At 72.4% G+C, this 18,586-nt stretch carries 13 protein-coding genes; 7 read left to right on the top strand and 6 right to left on the bottom strand.

Translation table 11 applies throughout. From position 1 onward, the window contains the following. Positions 1-469: 469 nt before the first annotated feature. The 5 genes from typA to Q0994_RS02615 all read right to left on the bottom strand — a co-directional run bounded on the left by typA (position 470) and on the right by Q0994_RS02615 (position 8,132). Positions 470-2,341: a translational GTPase TypA gene (gene typA / locus Q0994_RS02635; RefSeq protein ID WP_299528294.1), complete on the bottom strand. Its 1,872-nt coding sequence runs from the start codon at positions 2,339-2,341 to the stop codon at positions 470-472. 530 nt (positions 2,342-2,871) lie between these two features. Continuing rightward, positions 2,872-5,208: an ABC transporter family substrate-binding protein gene (locus tag Q0994_RS02630; protein ID WP_299528293.1), complete on the bottom strand. Its 2,337-nt coding sequence runs from the start codon at positions 5,206-5,208 to the stop codon at positions 2,872-2,874. A 253-nt stretch (positions 5,209-5,461) separates the two neighbouring features. Next, positions 5,462-6,013: an isochorismatase family protein gene (locus tag Q0994_RS02625; protein WP_299528292.1), complete on the bottom strand. Its 552-nt coding sequence runs from the start codon at positions 6,011-6,013 to the stop codon at positions 5,462-5,464. A gap of 131 nt (positions 6,014-6,144) precedes the next feature. Beyond that, positions 6,145-7,467 carry an MFS transporter gene (locus Q0994_RS02620; protein WP_299529247.1) on the bottom strand — a complete coding sequence of 441 codons (1,323 nt, stop codon included), beginning with the start codon at positions 7,465-7,467 and terminating at the stop codon, positions 6,145-6,147. A gap of 182 nt (positions 7,468-7,649) precedes the next feature. Next, positions 7,650-8,132, bottom strand: coding sequence for a MarR family winged helix-turn-helix transcriptional regulator (locus tag Q0994_RS02615; protein WP_299528291.1), 483 nt, complete (start codon positions 8,130-8,132; stop codon positions 7,650-7,652). A 258-nt stretch (positions 8,133-8,390) separates the two neighbouring features. Between Q0994_RS02615 and Q0994_RS02610 the strand changes: the two genes are divergently transcribed. After that, positions 8,391-9,461, top strand: coding sequence for a LacI family DNA-binding transcriptional regulator (locus tag Q0994_RS02610; protein WP_299528290.1), 1,071 nt, complete (start codon positions 8,391-8,393; stop codon positions 9,459-9,461). Positions 9,462-9,634: 173 nt separating this feature from the next. Here the strand turns inward: Q0994_RS02610 and Q0994_RS02605 are convergent, their stop codons facing one another. Beyond that, entirely contained in the window at positions 9,635-10,669 is a 1,035-nt protein-coding gene (locus Q0994_RS02605) for an acetylxylan esterase (RefSeq protein ID WP_299528289.1), read from the bottom strand. 233 nt (positions 10,670-10,902) lie between these two features. On the opposite strand from Q0994_RS02605, the gene Q0994_RS02600 reads away from it, so the two are divergent. From Q0994_RS02600 to Q0994_RS02575, 6 genes are all read left to right on the top strand, one after another. After that, positions 10,903-12,147 carry a sugar ABC transporter substrate-binding protein gene (locus Q0994_RS02600; RefSeq protein ID WP_299528288.1) on the top strand — a complete coding sequence of 415 codons (1,245 nt, stop codon included), beginning with the start codon at positions 10,903-10,905 and terminating at the stop codon, positions 12,145-12,147. A gap of 5 nt (positions 12,148-12,152) precedes the next feature. Next, complete coding sequence (locus tag Q0994_RS02595) at positions 12,153-13,142, top strand: carbohydrate ABC transporter permease (protein ID WP_299528287.1); 990 nt, start codon at positions 12,153-12,155, stop codon at positions 13,140-13,142. After that, positions 13,139-14,047, top strand: coding sequence for a carbohydrate ABC transporter permease (locus Q0994_RS02590; protein WP_299528286.1), 909 nt, complete (start codon positions 13,139-13,141; stop codon positions 14,045-14,047). The genes Q0994_RS02595 and Q0994_RS02590 overlap by 4 nt, the downstream gene beginning before the upstream one ends. A 105-nt stretch (positions 14,048-14,152) precedes the next feature. Then, positions 14,153-15,355: a glycoside hydrolase family 1 protein gene (locus Q0994_RS02585; RefSeq protein WP_299528285.1), complete on the top strand. Its 1,203-nt coding sequence runs from the start codon at positions 14,153-14,155 to the stop codon at positions 15,353-15,355. A gap of 156 nt (positions 15,356-15,511) precedes the next feature. Then, the gene (locus tag Q0994_RS02580) at positions 15,512-17,629 is read left to right on the top strand and encodes a TPM domain-containing protein (protein ID WP_299528284.1); all 2,118 of its coding nucleotides are present in this window, start codon (positions 15,512-15,514) and stop codon (positions 17,627-17,629) included. 209 nt (positions 17,630-17,838) lie between these two features. After that, a complete protein-coding gene (locus Q0994_RS02575; RefSeq protein ID WP_299528283.1) occupies positions 17,839-18,555 on the top strand; it encodes a PspA/IM30 family protein in 717 nt (238 codons plus the stop codon). Positions 18,556-18,586: the final 31 nt, after the last annotated feature.

Here is an 18,586-nt window from a genome sequence, read left to right as displayed (position 1 = left end):
TCATGAGTCCACTTTTGACTTCAAGAGGGACACCGCACGGCAACGCCCTCGCTTCCGAGGGTGGTGTGCGTGATGCCCCGAGTGTGCTCGTGAGTCGGCGCACTCCCCACAGTGCGTGACCCATTGACCCGAGCTCAATGGAGCCAACTATTGGGCACAGCCGGGCTGTAAACCACACTTAAAGGGTCTCGGTTTGACAACATCACCACAGCCTGGATGCCCGAAATCCGGACAAAGTGAGTGCAGACAGACACCCGCGAAACGGACTGTTAACACACCTTTCGGATCGGGGAACCCGATAACCGGACGAAAGAGTGACGTAAATCAATTGACGGAGGCCCGGCCCCCACGTGTGCGTGGGGACCGGGCCTCCGGTCGATGCCACCTGCGCCGGTGACCGTGCGGAGCCGTGGCTCAGCAGCGGGTCACCGTCTGCGGGCGGCCCGGACGGGCCGCGACGCGGGCGGGGTCAGCGCTTGGCGCGGGACGCGGTGCGACCGCGCTCCTTCTGGTCCAGGACGACCTTGCGGATGCGCACGGTCTCCGGGGTCACCTCGATGCACTCGTCCTCGCGGCAGAACTCCAGGGACTGCTCCAGGGAGAGCTTGCGGGCCGGGACCACGTTCTCCGTGGTGTCCGCGGACGCCGCACGCATGTTGGTGAGCTTCTTCTCCTTGGTGATGTTGACGTCCATGTCGTCGGCGCGGGAGTTCTCGCCGACGATCATGCCCTCGTACACCTCGGTGCCGGCTTCGGTGAAGATGACACCGCGCTCCTGGAGGTTGACCATCGCGAACGGCGTCACCGAGCCCGAACGGTCGGCGACCAGCGAGCCGTTGTGGCGGGTGCGCAGCTCGCCGAACCACGGCTCGTGGCCCTCGAAGATGGAGTGCGCGATGCCGGTGCCGCGGGTCTGCGTCAGGAACTCCGTACGGAAACCGATGAGGCCGCGGGAGGGCACGATCCACTCCATGCGGACCCAGCCCGAACCGTGGTTCGTCATCGTCTCCATGCGGCCCTTGCGGGTCGCCATGAGCTGCGTGATGGCGCCGAGGTGCTCCTCCGGCGAGTCGATCGTCATGCGCTCGATGGGCTCGAAGGTCTTGCCCTCGATCTGCTTGGTGACGACCTCGGGCTTGCCGACGGTCAGCTCGAAGCCCTCGCGGCGCATCTGCTCGACCAGGATGGCCAGCGCGAGCTCGCCGCGGCCCTGGACCTCCCAGGCGTCCGGGCGCTCGGTGTCGAGGACGCGGAGCGAGACGTTACCGATCAGCTCGCGGTCGAGGCGGTCCTTCACCTGGCGGGCGGTGACCTTGTGGCCCTTGCCGCCCTTGCCGACCAGCGGCGAGGTGTTGGTGCCGATGGTCATCGAGATGGCCGGCTCGTCCACCGTGATGAGCGGCAGCGCGATCGGGTTCTCCGGGTCGGCCAGCGTCTCGCCGATCATGATGTCCGGGAAACCGGCGACGGCGCAGATGTCGCCCGGACCGGCCTTCTCGGCCGGCTTGCGGGTGAGCGCCTCGGTCATCAGGAGCTCGGTGATGCGGACGTTGGACTGGGTGCCGTCCCGCTTGATCCAGGTGACGGTCTGGCCCTTGCGCAGCTCGCCCTGCTCGACGCGGCAGAGCGCGATGCGGCCGAGGAAGTTGTCCGCGTCCAGGTTGGTGACGTGCGCCTGGAGGGGGGCGTTCTCGTCGTACTCCGGGGCCGGGACGGCGGAGAGGATGGTGGAGAAGAACGGCTCCAGGTTGTCGCTGTCCTGCGGGACCGTGCCGTTCTCGGGCTTGGTCAGCGAGGCGACGCCGTCACGCGCGCAGGCGTAGACGATCGGGAACTCGATCTGGTCCTCGTCCGCGTCGAGGTCGAGGAAGAGGTCGTACGTCTCGTTGACGACCTCGTCGATCCGCGAGTCGGGACGGTCCGTCTTGTTGATGCAGAGGATGACCGGCAGCTTCGCGGACAGCGCCTTGCGGAGCACGAAGCGGGTCTGCGGCAGCGGGCCCTCGGAAGCGTCCACGAGCAGCACGACCGCGTCGACCATCGACAGGCCGCGCTCGACCTCACCACCGAAGTCGGCGTGGCCGGGGGTGTCGATGATGTTGATCGTGATGACGTCGCCGCCATCCTTCGGGTGGTACTTGACGGCCGTGTTCTTGGCCAGGATCGTGATGCCCTTCTCACGCTCCAGGTCGTTCGAGTCCATCATGCGATCGTCGAGGTGCTCGGCGGCGTGCGCGGCGAAGGCGCCGGCCTGCTTCAGCATGGCGTCGACCAGCGTGGTCTTGCCGTGGTCGACGTGGGCGACGATGGCTACGTTACGGATGTCGTGGCGCGTGGGCATGGGTGGCTTGCGCTTCTCTCGGATCGGGGATCAGGCGTCGCAGTCGGTCTCAGGTCCTCGTACGCCCGCCGGGCGGACGCGCCACGGCTCGTCCCATGGTACGGGCCCGGCGCGCCGGAGGCTTCCCCGGCCGATGCGGGAGGCCGGTCTTCCGCCGGGATCCAGCCGATATCCCACCTCCGGCCCGACGCCTTCCGGGCCGGACGCGAGGGGCATCGGCACCGGTCGGAGCGGATGCGCGGGCGCGCGGCGGGGGCTGCGGGAATCGCCGGGGGATCTGCGGGGAGTCCGGGGTCCGCCCGCTGGGGAACGGGAGACGCACGGGTGGTGCGGGGCGCGGTGGAGCAGGGGTGAAGAGCCCGGGTCGGGGCAGAGACCACTCTGCCCGCCGACAGGGTCGGCGGGCAAGGGTTCCAGAGCTTTTCTTGAGCCTGGGCAAGGCTCCGACCTGCTGGTTCTCCGAATTCATGGAGTCTTTGCGGGATGTTGTGGAGGACTTGTCCGCAGGTGTGGAGGGCTTGTCGCAGCGCCTACCGCGCGATCTCCCGCTCCTGGTCCCCGGCTCCCTCGCCGGCCGGCTTCGCCGGCCGGGCCGGTGCGCCCGCGGCTCCGCTGCCCCGGAAACCGATGTCCTGGTAGCGCGGCCCGGCCAGGCCGAAGGCGCCGACGTTGACGAGCTTCTTGTCCACCGCCACGAGCTGCGGACGCTGGTAGAGCGGGATCGAACCGGCCGCCGCCCAGATCCGGGCGTCCGCCTGGCGCATCAGGTCGCGGGCCGCGCCCTCGTCCAGTTCCGCCGCGGCCTGGTCGAAGAGCTGGTCGATGTGGTCGGTGCCGACGCGGGTGTAGTTCTGCTCGACCAGCAGCGACCCGTCCGACGCGGGCACCGGCTTGGCGTAGATCGGGCGGCCGTCGGTGGCCGGGTAGGCGGTGGCGGGCCAGGAGTAGAGCGCCAGGTCGTATTCGCCGGACGCGATGTGGTCCTTGAAGTAGCTCTCGTCCGAGACCTTGCTGATCTCCGTGCGGATACCGAGCGAGTCCAGCATCGACGCGATCCGCTCACCGACGCTGCGCAGCGTCTGGGAACCGGGCCCGGACGGGAGCACGAAGCGCAGGGTGAGCGGCTTGCCGTCCTTGCCGAGGGGACCGCGCACCGAGGCGGGGGCGGCGGGCGCCGCCGTGCCCGCGGGGGCGTAGGCGCCGGGGGCGCCGCCGGGGCGCCGGTCCTGGGCGGACACCAGGGCGGGGTGCGCGTCCTCGTCGTCGACGACCTTCAGCCCGCCGGGCTTGTCGTCGCCCGCCTTGTTGTCGTCGCCGACGATGTAGAGGCCGTCGTCGCCGGCGTCCGCGTCCTCGTCGCCGGCGGCCTCCGCGGGCTTCTCCGACGCGTCGTCCTCGGCTTCCGCGGGGTTCTCGGCGTCCTTGGCGTCCTGGTCCGCGTCGCCGGAGCCCTTCTTCTTCTCCGCCTCGCTGCCCGCCTCGGTGGCGGCGGGCTTCCGGGCCCCGCCGGGCTTCCATCCGGCGTCGGCGAGCAGCGCGAGCGCCTCGTCGGCGTCCTGGTCGCCCAGCGCGCCGCTGCCGTCACGGTAGGCCGGCTGGCCCGACACGGCGAGGTGGCTGCCCAGCGGCCGGGAAGGCAAGCCCAGCGGCTTGAGCACGGAGTCGGCGAGCTCCTGCCGGTCCAGGGCGCGGGCCACCGCCCGCCGCACCCGCTCGTCGGAGAGCGGCCCGGACTCCCCGTTGATCGCGAGCTGGGTGTACGACGGCTCCAGGGACTTGCGCACGGTGTACGCGCGCAGGCCCTCCTGCTCGGTGGCGTACCGCTCGGCCGCCAGGCGGGTCTGCTCGCGGGCCGCCTTCGCGTCCTCGGCGGCCTCCTCGTCCGAGCCGTGGGCGAGGGCCCAGGAGCGCAGCGCGGCGGCGGGCGTCAGCTCGGAACCGGGGCCGTGGGTGAGGGGCAGGCCGCCGTTCTTGCCGCCGTCGCGGGCGGCGAGTGTGATGCGCCCGGCGTCCGGGGCGTCGATGTCGGCGACGTCGACCGCGCCCTCGGCGAGGGCCTCGGCCCGGTCCTGCGGCTTGACCGCGCGGAAGACGATCCGGTCGAGCTTGGCCTCGTCGCCCCACCAGCGCGGGTCCCGGACCACCGTGACCGTCTTGGCGTCCTTGTCCACCCGGCTCAGCTTGAACGGGCCGGCGGTGTTCTTCAGGGCGGAGCGCGCGCCGTCGTTGAAGGCGTCCGGCGAACCGGTCACCTCCTTCGGGTACAGCGGGGAGAAGAGCGCGCGCCAGTCGGCGTACGGCTTGGAGAAGGTGACCCGGACCTGGAGGTCGTCGTGGCCGCGCTCGATCTTCTCGATGCGGTCGTACCCGGCGTTGCGCGCGGTCCAGAACGCGGAGTCCTTGCCGCTGAGGGCGCGCCACTGGGCGACGAAGTCGGGGGCGCCGATCTCGCGGCCGTCGCTCCACACCGCCTGCTGGTGGAGCTTGTAGAGGACGACCTGCCGGGGCTCGGTCTCGATGACCTTGGCCGACTCCAGGTAGTCGGGGTTGAGCTTCGGCTGCCCGGAAGCGTCCAGCGGGAAGAGGGTCGGCAGCAGGGCGCCGGTGACACGGGTGGTGGCGCTGTCGGCGTCGGCCTGGAAGGCGTTCAGGGTGGCGGGCATCGTGTCGACGGCCCAGGTGACGGTGGACCCGTCGGCGACCTGCCGGCGGTCGGCCGGGGAGATGTCCTGCGGAAGGGCGGCGACCGGCCCGTCGTCGTCGGAGGAGCAGCCCGCGAGCACGGGGACCGTGAGGACCCCGGCCGTCAGGAGCGCGAGCATGCGGCGCTTGCGTACGGTCCCGCGCGGGACGCCGACGTGGGACATGGCTGGTACCTCCGGGAACGGGACCGGGCCACCCCGTACCGGAATGGACCGGATATGACGTACTTGGCATTTGCAGTTGATCACACCGGTTGCGCCCCTCCACTGAACCGTCCTCCCCCGGACGACGGCGCAGACACGGCGTGCGGCCCCGCCAAGGTCACCCGCGCGGCGGAGCCGGACGGGCCCGGACGCACCTGTGCCCCGGTAACCGGCGGCGGGCCGGGTCCGGGGCACGGGGCGGGACGGCTGTGGGTCAGCCCAGCAGCTCGACGATCTCCGCGGTGGTGCCGGTCTGGCCGAGGCGCGGGAAGATCCGCTGCACGCTGTTGGCGTGCGCCTCGGCGTTCATGTCGGTGACCGCGTCGACGGCGACCGTGACGTGGTAGCCGTGCTCGTGCGCGGAACGGGCCGTGGACTCGACGCCGATGCTGGTGGCGATGCCCGTCAGCACGACCTGGGTGACGCCCAGACGGCGCAGGCGGAGGTCGAGGTCGGTGCCGTAGAAGGCGCCCCACTGCTGCTTGGTGACGACGAAGTCGCCGTCCTTCGGGCTCATCTCCGGGACGAGGTCGGCCCAGTCGGCGGCCGGGCTGCCGGACGGCTGCGGGCCCTCGGTGCGGCCCGGCGCCCCTCCTGTGACGCGCACCAGCACGACGGGCAGGCCCTTGGCGCGGAACGCGTCGGCCAGCGTGGCGGACTTGGCCACGACGTCGGCGGCGGGGTGGGCGGTGGGCAGCGCGACGATGCCGTTCTGCAGGTCGACGACGACGAGCGCGGTCCTGGGGTCGAGGGCGGTGACGGACATGGGGGTGCTCCTGGTGCTGTTCGGGATCTGGTGCGGTGCTGATCGGGATGGTGCGGTTCGGGGTCTGATGCTGTTCGGGATCTGGTGCTGTTCGGGACGGTGCGGGGGCGGTGGTCGGGAAGGCCGGCGGTTCAGGGGGTGGCGGTGCGCAGCGCTCGGTCGGTGACGGTGAGGACGATCAGCAGCACCGCCAGCACCGCGGCGACCAGGGCCATGAGGTGCAGCCCGGCGTCGGTCGCGGCCTGCCCGTAGGCCAGCGCGATCAGGGAGGAGGCGGTGATCGCGCCGATGTACTGCGCGGTGCGCTGGAGTCCGGCGGCCGATCCGATGGACGCGGCCGGCGAGAACGCCTGCACCGCGGCCTGGTTGCTCGTACCGATCAGGCCCTGCGGGACGCCGAAGCAGGCGCCGGCCAGCAGCAGCACGCCCAGCGGGGTGTCGCCGGTGAGGAACGCGAGGGTGCCGGCGCCGGCGCCCAGCAGCAGGCAGGCGAGCACCAGCGGGCCCCGGACGCCCTTGGTGCGGGCGCCGAGCAACGAGCAGACCAGCGCGGCGACCGACATCGGCAGCATCAGCAGCCCGGTCTGCCCGGACGAGAAGCCGCGCACCTCCTCCAGCCACTGGGTGAAGCCGTACATCACGCAGTAGATGAGGAGGTAGCTGAGGCCGTGGCGCAGGTAGGTGCGGGAGAGGGCGCCGTTGCCGGCGAGCGTGCGCAGGTCGATGAAGGGCCGCGGGGCGCGCAGTTGCCAGCGCACCAGCAGGGCGCCCAGCACCGCGAACGGGGCGAGCAGCCACCACTGGGGGTGCGCGAGGTCCAGCAGGAAGAAGACGAGGACGGTCAGGGCGGCGGAGAACAGCCCTATGCCGAGCGGGTCGACGTCGGGCCGCGGCAGGCTGCCGTCGGCGGGGCGCCCGCGCGGCGGGTCCGCCGGAATCCACAGCAGCGTGGCGACCAGGGCGGCCAGCGCCACCGGAATGTTGACGGCGAAGATGCCGCGCCAGCCCACCAGCATGACGAGCGCGCCGCCGAGCGTCGGGCCGACGGCGGCGCTGCCGAGCGCGGCGAAGGAGAGCCGGGCGAGGACCGGACGCGGGGTGGGCCGGCCCAGCCGCCCGGACTCGTCGCGCAGCACCGCCATGGCCGCCGGGTAGGCGGCGGAGGTCCCGATGCCGAGCAGCAGCCGGGAGACGATCAGCCAGCCGAAGCCGGGCGCCCAGGTCCCCACCACCCCGGACGCCACCACCACGACCAGCCCGGCCAGGAAGACGCGGCGCGGCCCGAGGGAGTCGGCGAGCTTGCCGAGGACCGGCTGCGCGACGGCGCTGGCGAGGTAGAGCACGGAGATCAGCCAGGCGGTCTTGGCCGCCCCGATCGAGAAGTCGTGGCCGATCGACACCAACGCGGTGGAGATCATGGTGGTGTTGAGCGGATTGAGCAGCGAGCCCATCATCAGCGGCGCGGTCAGCCGGGCGCCGAATCCGGTCCCCTCGTCCCCGGCGGGGGCTTTGCGCCCCGGCAACGCGCGAGAGGCGGGCTCCGCCTCCGCCGCCGTACGCGGTCCGGTGGCCGGTTCCGTCGTACGCGGAGCCGCGGCCGGTTCTGTCGTACGCGGCCCGGTGGCGTCCGCGCCGTTCACGGTCCGACCAGACGGCCGAGCAGGGCGACGGCCTCGGCGACCGTGCGACGCTCGGCCCCGTCGAACTCGGCGGCGACGGCCTCGGTCAGCCAGTCGTGCTTGGCCGCCCGCACCCCGGCCAGGGTGGCGGCCCCGGTGGCGGTGATGGAGACCACGGACTTGCGCCCGTCCGCCGGATCGGGCGCGCGACCGACCATGCCCTGGTCCTCCAGCGCGCCGAGGGTGAGCCGCATGGACTGCGGACGTACGTACTCCGCGCGGGCCAGCGCCGCGGTGGTGGCCGGGCCGTCCTGGTCGAGCCGCGCGAGCACCGACCGCTGGGTCGGGGTCAGCAGCGACTCGGCGGAACTGGTGCGCAGCCGCCGCAGCAGCCTGCCCACCACGGACGCCAGATCGATCGCCAACTGCTCCGGTGCCGGATCGGTGGGCCGCGGACGCGCCGCCGCGCGACCGGTCGGGTTTTCGGGCCTGTCGGACATGGTTCCAGCGTAAAGATGTACAGGCCATCTTGCAAGGTAGCCTGTCTTTTTCGTCCTGTCGGCCCCTTGCGGCACAAGGCGCCGGGGCGATCGCGGCGAGGGCCGGCGCGACAGGAATCACGCCGGGCGACCTTGCTGGCGCCACCCGGCCGCCCTAGAATGAATGCGCTTTCATCACGGGCGCCAGCGCCCTCCCCGTAACGAAGAGCCGGCACGCGTCCAGCGCGCCGCGGAACGAAGAAGCGGACGGTCGGTCGAGTGAGCGCCCCCACGGTGTACGACGTCGCAGAGCGGTCGGGCGTCTCCATCGCCACGGTCTCGCGGGTCTACCGCACCCCGGAGTCCGTGCGGGTCCAGACCCGCGAGCGGGTCCTGGCCGCGGCCCGCGAACTCGGTTACGTACCCAGTGGCAACGCCCGCGGGCTCGCCAGCCGGACCACGGGCGTGCTCGGCCTGTGCTTCCCCGACTACGCGGACCCGGACGCCGAGACCGCCGCGGCCGGCGCCGACGCGGACGACGACCACGCGGTGATGCTCTACTCCGACCAGATCATCCGGGGCATGGAGAGGGCCGCCCGCCGGCACGGATACGCCCTGCTCATCGCGGCCTCCCTGGACGGGGGGCCGGAGAGTCTGGTGGCGAAGGTCGCGGGGCGGGTGGACGGCTTCGCGGTGCTCGCGCAGACGGTGCCGACCAGCGACCTGGACGTGATCTCGCGGCGCCTCCCGGTGGTCATGCTCGCCGGGCCGCGCGGCATCGACCACCTCGACCACCTCGTGGTGGCCAACGCCGACGGTCAACGCGCCCTCACCCGCCACCTCGTCGACGATCACGGGCTGCGCCGCCTCGCGTTCGTCGGCGGCGACCCCGAGTCGCCGGACGCCGAGGCCCGTTTCCGGGGCTTCCGCGAGGCGTGCCGCGACGCCGGCCTCACGGAACCGGCCGAACCCGACGTGCGGACCGCGATGATGACCCAGGCCGAGGGGGCGCGCGCGGCGGAGGCATTGCTCGACCGCGCGCAGGCGGCGGGCGCGGACCACCCGGAGGCCATGCTCTTCGCCAACGACCAGATGGCGGTGGGCGCCCTGCAGGCGCTGGCCGCACGGGGCCTGCGGGTGCCCCGCGACATCGCGGTCACCGGCTTCGACGGCATCCCGCTCGGCCGCATCGTCCGCCCCACGCTGACCACGGTCCGCCAGCCGATCCGGCAGCTCGGCGAGCAGGCGGTGGAACTCCTCGTCCAGCGCCTCCGGGACCCCGCCGGGCCGCCGGTCTCGCTGGAACTCCCGGTCTCCCTCGGCCTGCGGGAGAGCTGCGGGTGCGGGTGAGCCGCGGGCTCGGGTGAGCCGCGGGACGGACGGACCGCGGGGGGGGGTTCCGGGCGGCCGGGGCGCGGGTGCCGGGTGGGCCGGGACTGCGTGCACGTGGTCCGTACGGATCGGGCGCGTCCCGGCCTACGGCAAGGGGGACACGTCCCGCCCCGTGAGCCCGCGCCCCGCCGTCACACGCCCAGGTGCTCGCCGAAGAAACGGGTCCGGTTCTTCGCCAGGACGTCGCGTTCGCCCGGCTCCGCCTCGTAGGCGAAGTGGCCTGCGGTCAGCACCTGGAGCTCGCGGACGCCCGGCAGCGCGTTGTGCACGGCGAACTGGCCGGGCGGAGGGACGTACGGGTCGAAGAGCGCGGCGGCGACGAGGGTGGGCAGGGCGAGCCGGGCGGCGGCCGTCGCCGCGTCGAAGTACTGGATCACGTCGGTGACTTCGGGGTGGTCCCGGTGGTGGGTGCGCACCGACTCGCCGCTGCCCGCGCACGGCAGGGTCAGCCGCAGCGGGTGGTTGCCGAAGGTGGGCACGGTGAGCTGCGCCGCGCCGAACCGGTCGTCCCACGGCAGCGCCAGGGCGCCGAGGCCGCCGCCGAAGCTCTCCCCGAGGTAGCCGAGGCGCGGTGCGCCCTCCGCGGCCAGCGCGGGCACCAGTTCCAGCAGGGCGGAGGCGGCGCACCAGAGGTCGGCCACGCAGTCGCCGATGACGTAGGTGTCGCGGGAGCCGATGCCGTGCAGGACGTGCCCGGCGGAGGCGGTCGGGATGCCCGGCACCTCGCTCCGGGTCGCCATCCCGCGTACGCACGGCAGGATGGCGGCGGAACCGGGCAGCGGCAGGGGCAGTGCGGAGCCGGCCTCGTCCCGCCCTCCGTAACCGTGCCCGACGACGAAACCGGCCCGCGCGGCGCCCGTGCCCAGGGCATTCCCGGCAGGCGCGCCGGGGGCGGTCCCGGCCTCCGCGTCCGGGAGCGCGATCCAGCCGCCGATGCGTATCCCGCCGACCGAGGTGTAGGTGACGCCGTGCACGCGTACGCCGTCACGCACCTCCTCCACCGGGCCCAGCTCGGGGCGGGTCCCGACCGCGCGCGCCGCCTCGAACCGCGCCCGCCAGAACTCCGCGAAGTCGTCCGGGCCGTCGGGGGCCGGGATCTCCAACAGGTCGTCGAGGGTGCGTCCGTAGGCCGGATCGAAGGGGAAGTCGTGCGCGAACGAAACCATGATCGCGACGATATCGCCCCGGTGCCGCCGTTCCCAGGGGTGCGAATCCGGTCACACCGGCTGTTGTTTCACATGACACGCACTTACCGTGCGACGGGGGCGCGCCCGGAACTCCGGCACGTTGCGCGAGTGTGACCCAGCACCCTCTTGCGAATTCCCGGACCGACCCGGCAGAGTGATGTATGCGCTTACAGGCAGCGCATACATTCGGATCGCTCAAGGAGGAGCCCTCCATGCCCCGCACCGCCAGAACCGTCTCCGCCTCCATCGCCCTCGCGCTCGCCTTCGGGATCACCGCCTGCGGCAGCTCCGGGGGTGCCGACGTCGCGGCGGACCAGAAGCAGACACTGACCGTCTGGGCCATGGGGGCCGAGGGCGAGAAGCTCGCCGACGTCGCGAAGGTCTACGAGAAGGCCCACCCGAACGTGACCGTCAAGGTCACGCCGGTCGGCTGGGACGTCGCCCACCAGAAGCTCGTCGCCGCCGCGGCCGCCGGCACCTTGCCCGACGTCGCGCAGATGGGCGGGAGTTACCTCGGCGAGTTCTCCGAACTCGGCGTGCTGGAGCCGGTCGACACCAAGGTGTTCGACGAGAACGACTTCTTCGATTCCGGCTGGAGCCAGGGCGAGGTGGACGGCACCGCGTACGGCGTGCCGTGGTACGTCGACACCCGTGTCCTCTACTACCGCACCGACCTGGCCGAGAAGGCCGGCGTCGACAAGGCTCCGGCCACCTGGAAGGAGATGAAGGACCTCGCCACCGCGTACCGGAAGGACGCGGGCAGCCAGTGGGGCCTGTCCATCCAGCCGAGCGGCCTGGACACGGTGCAGAGCTTCTACCCCTTCCTGTACTCGGCCGGCGGTGCGATCGTCGACGAGGACGGCAAGGCCGTCATCGACAGCCCGGCCGCCGTCAAGGCCCTGAAGGAGTACGGCTCCTACTTCGCCCAGGGCCTCTCCGACACGTCCGTCCCGCCCGGTTACGACGTGGTGAAGGACTTCGGCAACGGCCGCGTCCCGATGTTCTTCGGCGGCCCCTGGCACGTGACCCTGCTCGACGAGGGCCAGCCGCAGATCAAGGGCAAGTGGGCGGTGGCGAACGTGCCCGCCGACGCCTCCTCCACCTCGATGGCCGGCGGCTCCTCCCTGGTGATCTCCAAGGACAGCGAACACAAGGCCGCGGCAACGGAGTTCATCTCCTACCTCACCGACGCCGAGGGCCAGGCCGACTGGTACGCGCGGACCAAGGACCTCCCCGCCAACACCGAGGCGTGGGAGTCCGGGGCGCTCGCCGACGACGCCACGCTCCAGGTCTTCAAGAAGCAGATGGACACCGCCAAGGCGTCCCCGCCGCTGCCCAACCTGACGGAGGTCACCGACCAGGTCGACCAGGCGATAGCCAAGGTCACCCAGGGCAAGGCCTCCGCCGAGGACGCGCTGAAGACGGCGCAGTCCGAGATCGAGAGCCTCGTGAAGTAGGAGCCATGAGCACCATGACCCGCAAGACCGCGCAGCCGGCCGGCGCGCCGGTTCCGCCGGGGAGCACCGCCTCCCCGGCGGGGGCGGCGGGCGCCCGGGGCCGGAAGAAGAAGCCGCTGGGTGTGCAGAACGCGGCCGGCTGGCTGTTCTCCACCCCCTTCCTCGTCCTGTTCACCGTCTTCATGGCGTTCCCCATCCTCGCCACGCTGCTCATGAGCTTCACCGACTTCGGGCTGCGCAACGTGACGCGCCCGTGGGAGGCGGACTTCATCGGCTTCGAGAACTACACCGAGCTGTTCGGCGACGAGAAGTTCCTCACCTCGCTCCTCAACACGGCGTACTTCGTGGTCGTGGGGGTGCCGCTGACGATCGGCCTCGGGCTGGTCGTCGCGGTGCTGCTGAACAACGGCATCGACCGGGCCCGCACCTTCTTCCGGGTCGGCTTCTACGCCCCGGTGGTCACGACCATCGTCGCGGTGGCGGTGGTCTGGCGGTTCGTGCTGGACCCGAGTGACGGCCTGATCGCCGGTCTCTTCTCCGAAGTGGGCCTGACCGCACCGGACTTCCTCGGTTCCGAGGCACTGGCCATGCCGTCGATGATCGCGATGGCGGTGTGGCGGAACGTCGGCACGGTCATGGTGCTCTTCATCGCCGGCCTCCAGGCGATCCCCACCGAGGTCCGCGAGGCGGCCCGGCTGGACGGCGCCGGGGCCTGGCAGGAGTTCCGGGGCATCACGGTGCCGCTGCTGCGGCCGACGATGCTGTACGCCACCGTCATCACGACCATCGGCTACCTCAACGTCTTCGAGGAGCCCTTCGTGATGACCCAGGGCGGCCCCTCCGACTCCACCCTCACCGTCTCGCTGAACATGTACCGCGAAGGCTTCAACTTCTTCCACATGGGTTACGCCAGCGCCATGGCGTACGTCCTGTTCGTGGTGATCATGGCCATCACGGTGCTCCAGCTCCGACTGCTGAAGGACAACACCGAATGAGCACCGGCAACGCACCCGGCGCCGCGGGAATCGCGCCGGTCCACAAGGGCCCGTCCCCCACCGCCCCGGCCGGCGGCCGCCGGCGGCGATCGGGCCGCCCGCTGGTCTACGTCCTGCTCTCCGCCGGGCTGCTGGTCATGTCCGCGCCGTTCCTGTGGATGGCGGTCTCGTCGTTCAAGACGACCGCCGAACTCTCGGCGAGCCCACCCGTCTGGATACCGACCGAGTGGACGCTGGAGAACTTCCGGCAGCTGCTGGACAAGCTGGACCTGCCGCGGTACTTCCTGAACTCGGTGATCGTCGCGGTGCTGGTCACCGTCTCGAACCTGGTGTTCTGCTCGATGCTCGGCTACGCGCTGGCCAAGCTGAGGTTCGTCGGCCGGAACAAGATCTTCGGGCTGGTGCTGGGCGCCCTGATGGTCCCCGGCAACCTGATGCTGCTGCCGCTCTTCGTCCTGATGAGCAGGCTCGGTCTGATCGACTCGTACGCCGGACTGGTGCTGCCGTTCGCCGCCGGGGCGTTCGGTGTCTTCCTGATGCGGCAGTTCATGCAGTCGATCCCGGACGAGCTGCTGGAAGCGGCCCGGATGGACGGCGCCGGCGAGTGGTACATCTTCTGGCGGATCGTGATGCCGCTGGTGAAGCCCGCGCTCGCGACCCTGTCGATCTTCACCTTCCTCGGCTCCTGGAACAACTTCGTCTGGCCGCTGATCGCCACCAACGACCCGGACAAGTACACGCTGCCGGTCGCGCTGGCGACGTTCGCCACCGATCCGAACAAGGCCGGCGGCTCCAACGGGATGCTGATGGCCGGAGCGTTCCTGGTGGTCCTGCCGGTACTGGTGGTGTTCATCGCGCTCCAGCGCCACTTCACCCAGGGCATCGCCACGGCCGGCATGAAGTAGCCCCGCGGGCGGCCCCCGCATCCCCGCCGCCGCCCCCTCCCCCCGCACGCACCCGCACGCACACACAAGCACGCACGCACGCACGCACCAGAAGGACACGTCGCGATGACGCACACCCCCGTCCCGTTCCCCGAAGGCTTCCTGTGGGGGGCCTCCACCGCCGCCCACCAGATCGAGGGCAACAACACCGACTGCGACTGGTGGGTGAAGGAGCATGCCGCCGGAACCCACATCCAGTCGCCCTCCCTGGACGCGTGCGACAGCTACCACCGCTGGCCCGAGGACATGGACCTGCTGGCCGGACTCGGCTTCACCGACTACCGGTTCTCGATCGAGTGGGCGCGGATCGAGCCCGTGGAGGGACGGTTCTCCCGCGCGGAGCTGGCCCACTACCGCCGGATGGTCGAGGGCGCGATCGCCCGTGGCCTGCGCCCAATGGTGACGCTGCACCACTTCACCGTGCCGCAGTGGTTCGAGGCGCGCGGCGGCTGGACCGCCGACGGCGCGACCGACCTGTTCGCCCGGTACGTCGCGGCGTGCGCGCCGGTCATCTCCGAGGGCGTCTCGCACGTCTGCACGATCAACGAGCCCAACATGATCGCCGTCATGGCGGGCCAGGCCAAGCGCGGGGACAACAGCTTCCCCCCGGCCGGTCTGCCCACCCCGGACGACGAGACCACCGCCGCGATCATCGCCGCGCACCGGGCCGCCGTGCGGGAGGTGCGGGCCCTGGACGCCGGCATCCGGGTCGGCTGGACCATCGCCAACCAGGTCTACCAGGCCGAGCCGGGCGCCGAGGAGGTCACCGCCGCCTACCGCCACCCGCGCGAGGACGTCTTCATCGAGGCGGCGCGCGGCGACGACTGGATCGGCGTGCAGTCCTACACCCGCACCAAGATCGGACCCGAGGGCCCCCTCCCGGCCCCCGCGGACGCCGAACGCACCCTCACCCAGTGGGAGTACTACCCCGCCGCCGTCGGCCACGCGCTGCGCCACACCGCCTCGATCGTCGGCCCGGACGTCCCGCTGATCGTCACCGAGAACGGCATCGCCACCGACGACGACCGCCGCCGCGAGGACTACTACGCGGGCGCGCTGGAGGAGGTCGCCTCGGCGCTGGAGGACGGCCTGAACATCGCGGGTTACCTGGCCTGGAGCGCGCTCGACAACTACGAGTGGGGCTCCTTCACGCCCACCTTCGGCCTGATCGCCGTCGACTGGGAGACCTTCGCCCGCACCGCCCGGCCGTCCGCGAAGTGGCTCGGCTCCCTCGGCCGCGCCCGCGCCCTCCCCCGCCTGGCCGCCTGACGGTCCCCGCCCCGGCCCCGAAGCCCGTCCACCGGGCCCCCTTCCGGGCGGCGGCAGGGGCACCGGACCTGACCCCGGTGTCCCTGCCGCCGCCTCTCCCCGGGTGGCCCCCGGCTCCGGTCGCGGGCGGACAGAGCCGGACATAACCTCCACCGTGTGACGCCGCCCCCCTGCCGCACCCGGAGCCCGATACCCGGTCCAGTCCTGCTCGTCGCGCTGTTCGCGCTGTGCTGCCTGGCCCTGCCCGCCGTCGTGACCGCGCGGGCCGACGACCCCGTGACCCTGTCACGGGACGGCCAGATCACCGACCGGGTGGGCGCGCTGGGCGACCGCACGGCGGAGGTGGACGCGGCCCTCGACTCGCTGTACGACGAACGGCGCGTGCAGCTCTTCGTGGTGTACGTGCGCGGATTCTCCGGCCGGTCCGCGCAGACCTGGGCCGACGACACCGCCACCCGCAACGGCCTCGGCCAGGACGACGTGCTGCTGGCCGTCGCCACCCACGACCGGCAGTACGCCTACTCGGTCGACCAGGACTCCCGGCTCACCGACGCGCAGCTGCGCGACGTGGCGAGCACCGCGATCGGGCCGGCGCTGCGGGTCAGCGACTGGGCGGGCGCCGCGATCGGCGCCGCCGACGGCTACAAGGCGGTCCTCGCCGGCCGGCCGGTGCCGGCACCGGGGCTGACACCCGGCCCGGCGGACCCCGGAGGCAGCGGCTCGGGCGGCACCGACGCGGGCGACTTCATCCTGCCGGCGGTCGTGGTGGGCGGTGCCGGAGCGGTCGCCGCGTACGCCTTCACCCGGCGCAGGCGACGGACCGCGGGGCGCACCACGCCGGCGGCCAAGGGGTGGGGGCCCGCGGGTGCCGGGGCCGAGGCGGCGGAGCCACCGACCCCGCTGCCCGAACTCGACGCGCGGGCGAAACAACTGCTGGTGGACACGGACGACGCCGTGCGCACCAGCGAGGAGGAACTGGGCTTCGCCACCGCCCAGTTCGGCGAGGAGGCGGCCGCCCCCTTCGCCTCGGCGGTGGAGAGCGCCAAGAGCGAGCTGACCGCGTCCTTCCGACTGCGCCAGCAACTGGACGACGCCTTCCCCGAGGACGACGCGACCAGGCGGCGGATGCTGGAGGAGATCGTGTCCCGCTGCACCGCGGCCGACCGGCGGCTCGACGCCGTGTCCGAGGACTTCGACCGGCTGCGCGCCCTGGAGCAGAACGCCCCGGAGGTGGTGGCCACGGTGGAGTCGGCCTTCCACGCCCTCACCGGCCGGGTCACCGCGGCCGAATCGACGCTCGCCGCGATGCGGAGCCGGTACGCGGACTCGGCGGCGGCCCCGGTCGCCCAGGACGTCGAACAGGCCAAGGACCGGCTCGTCTTCGCCACCTCCAGCCTCAACCGGGCCCGGCAGGCGGTCGACACCCGGGACAACGCGCAGGCCGCGGTGTACGTACGGGCCGCCGAGGGCGCGGTAGGGCAGGCGGGCACCCTGGTCGACGCGGTCGAGCGGCGCTCAGCCGAGCTGGCCGAGGCGGAAGGACGGCTGCCGGCCGCGCTCACCGAGACGGAGACCGACCTCGCGGACGCGGGCGGCCTGCTGACCGGGACCGCCGCCGGAGCGCCCACCGCGGACCTGCGGGGCCGTATCGCCCGGGCCCGGTCGGTGGTCGAGGACGTGCGGGCGGAGACGGCGGGGCGCTACGACCCGATCGACGCGCTGCGGCGGGTCGAGGAGGCGGACGCGGCACTGGACGAGGCGCTGGCCGGCGCGCGGGAACGGGAGCAGGGCGACACCCGGGCGCGTTCGCTGCTCGACCAGGCGTTGCTCGCGGCCCGCTCCTCGGTGGGCGCCGCGGCCGACTTCATCACCACCCACCGGGGGGCGATCGGCAGCCAGGCCCGCACCCGGCTCGCGGAGGCCCAGCGCCATGTGGAACAGGCCGGGCAGCTCGCGGCGGGCGGCGACCCGCAGGGGGCGCTGGCCGAGGCCCAGCGCGCCGACGCGTTCGCGGCCCAGGCGCAGAGCCTGGCCGAACAGGACGTGCGCGGCTTCGGCGGCGGAGGGTACGGGGGCGGGGCATCCGGCGGGGGCGGCATGGGCGGGGCCGTGCTGGGTGGCATCATCCTCGGCGGCCTGCTGGGCGGCGGAGGCGGCCGGGGCCGCGGATACGGCGGCGGGGGCTTCGGGGGACGCGGCGGCGGCTTCGGTTCCCCCGGCAGCTTCGGCGGGGGAGGCACGCGGGGCCGGAGAGGCGGTGGCGGCCGGTTCTGACGGCGGACCGTACCGGGCGCGCCCGCCACTCCCCTCCGGCACCACCCGCACCACCCGCACCTCCCGCACCCGAGGCCCCTCCGGCACCACCTGTCCGGTCGGCGCACCGGACGTACGACACACCGGACCCGTACGGCGTACGCGTCACCTCACACGGCCCGCGCAAGCCACGGGCGTTCCCGCGTTCCCCCTCACCCAGGAGCAGAGCCATGAGCAAGCAGACCATCCTCGGCCGGGTCACCCAGCTGGCCAAGGCCAACATCAACGCCCTCATCGACCAGGCCGAGGACCCGCAGAAGATGCTGGACCAGCTCATCCGCGACTACACCGACAACATCGCGGAGGCGGAGCAGGCGGTGGCGGCGACCATCGGCAACCTGCGGCTGATGGAGCAGGACCACGAGGAGGACGTCCGGGCCGGGAAGCAGTGGGGCGACAAGGCGCTCGCGGCGAGCCGCAAGGCGGACGAGCTGCGGTCGGCCGGGTCGACGGCGGACGCCGACAAGTTCGACAACCTCGCCAAGGTGGCGCTCGGGCGCCAGCTCCAGTCGGAGAAGGAGGCGACGACGGCGGAACCGACCATCGCCTCGCAGACCGAAGTGGTCGACAAGCTCAAGAGCGGGCTCGACCAGATGAAGGCGAAGCTGTCGCAGCTCTCGTCCAAGCGCGACGAACTGGTGGCCCGCGCCAAGTCCGCGCAGGCGCAGAACCAGATGATGGACGCGGTGAAGAACATCGACGTCCTCGATCCGACCACGGAGATCGGCCGGTTCGAGGACAAGGTGCGGCGCGAGGAGGCCAGGGCGGTCGGCAAGCAGGAGCTGGCGGCCTCGTCGCTGGACGCCCAGTTCGAGCAGTTGGACAGCCTGGGCGACAGCGCCGAGGTGGAGGCGCGGCTCGCCGCGCTGAAGTCCCCGACCCCCTGAGCCCGCCCGCTCCACCGGTGGCTGCGCGCCG

Source organism: uncultured Streptomyces sp., from assembly GCF_947488945.1.
Lineage (GTDB): Bacteria > Actinomycetota > Actinomycetes > Streptomycetales > Streptomycetaceae > Streptomyces.
The sequence above is the reverse complement of the archived record's forward strand: the minus strand, read 5'-3'. Positions and strand labels throughout refer to the sequence as shown.

Coding starts and splice junctions, on each gene's coding strand:
- typA (WP_299528294.1), bottom strand. CDS start 2,341: ATGCCCACGCGCCACGACATCCGTAACGTAGCCATCGTCGCCCACGTC.
- Q0994_RS02630 (WP_299528293.1), bottom strand. CDS start 5,208: ATGTCCCACGTCGGCGTCCCGCGCGGGACCGTACGCAAGCGCCGCATG.
- Q0994_RS02625 (WP_299528292.1), bottom strand. CDS start 6,013: ATGTCCGTCACCGCCCTCGACCCCAGGACCGCGCTCGTCGTCGTCGAC.
- Q0994_RS02620 (WP_299529247.1), bottom strand. CDS start 7,467: ATGATGGGCTCGCTGCTCAATCCGCTCAACACCACCATGATCTCCACC.
- Q0994_RS02615 (WP_299528291.1), bottom strand. CDS start 8,132: ATGTCCGACAGGCCCGAAAACCCGACCGGTCGCGCGGCGGCGCGTCCG.
- Q0994_RS02605 (WP_299528289.1), bottom strand. CDS start 10,669: ATGGTTTCGTTCGCGCACGACTTCCCCTTCGATCCGGCCTACGGACGC.
- Q0994_RS02600 (WP_299528288.1), top strand. CDS start 10,903: ATGCCCCGCACCGCCAGAACCGTCTCCGCCTCCATCGCCCTCGCGCTC.
- Q0994_RS02595 (WP_299528287.1), top strand. CDS start 12,153: ATGAGCACCATGACCCGCAAGACCGCGCAGCCGGCCGGCGCGCCGGTT.
- Q0994_RS02590 (WP_299528286.1), top strand. CDS start 13,139: ATGAGCACCGGCAACGCACCCGGCGCCGCGGGAATCGCGCCGGTCCAC.
- Q0994_RS02585 (WP_299528285.1), top strand. CDS start 14,153: ATGACGCACACCCCCGTCCCGTTCCCCGAAGGCTTCCTGTGGGGGGCC.
- Q0994_RS02575 (WP_299528283.1), top strand. CDS start 17,839: ATGAGCAAGCAGACCATCCTCGGCCGGGTCACCCAGCTGGCCAAGGCC.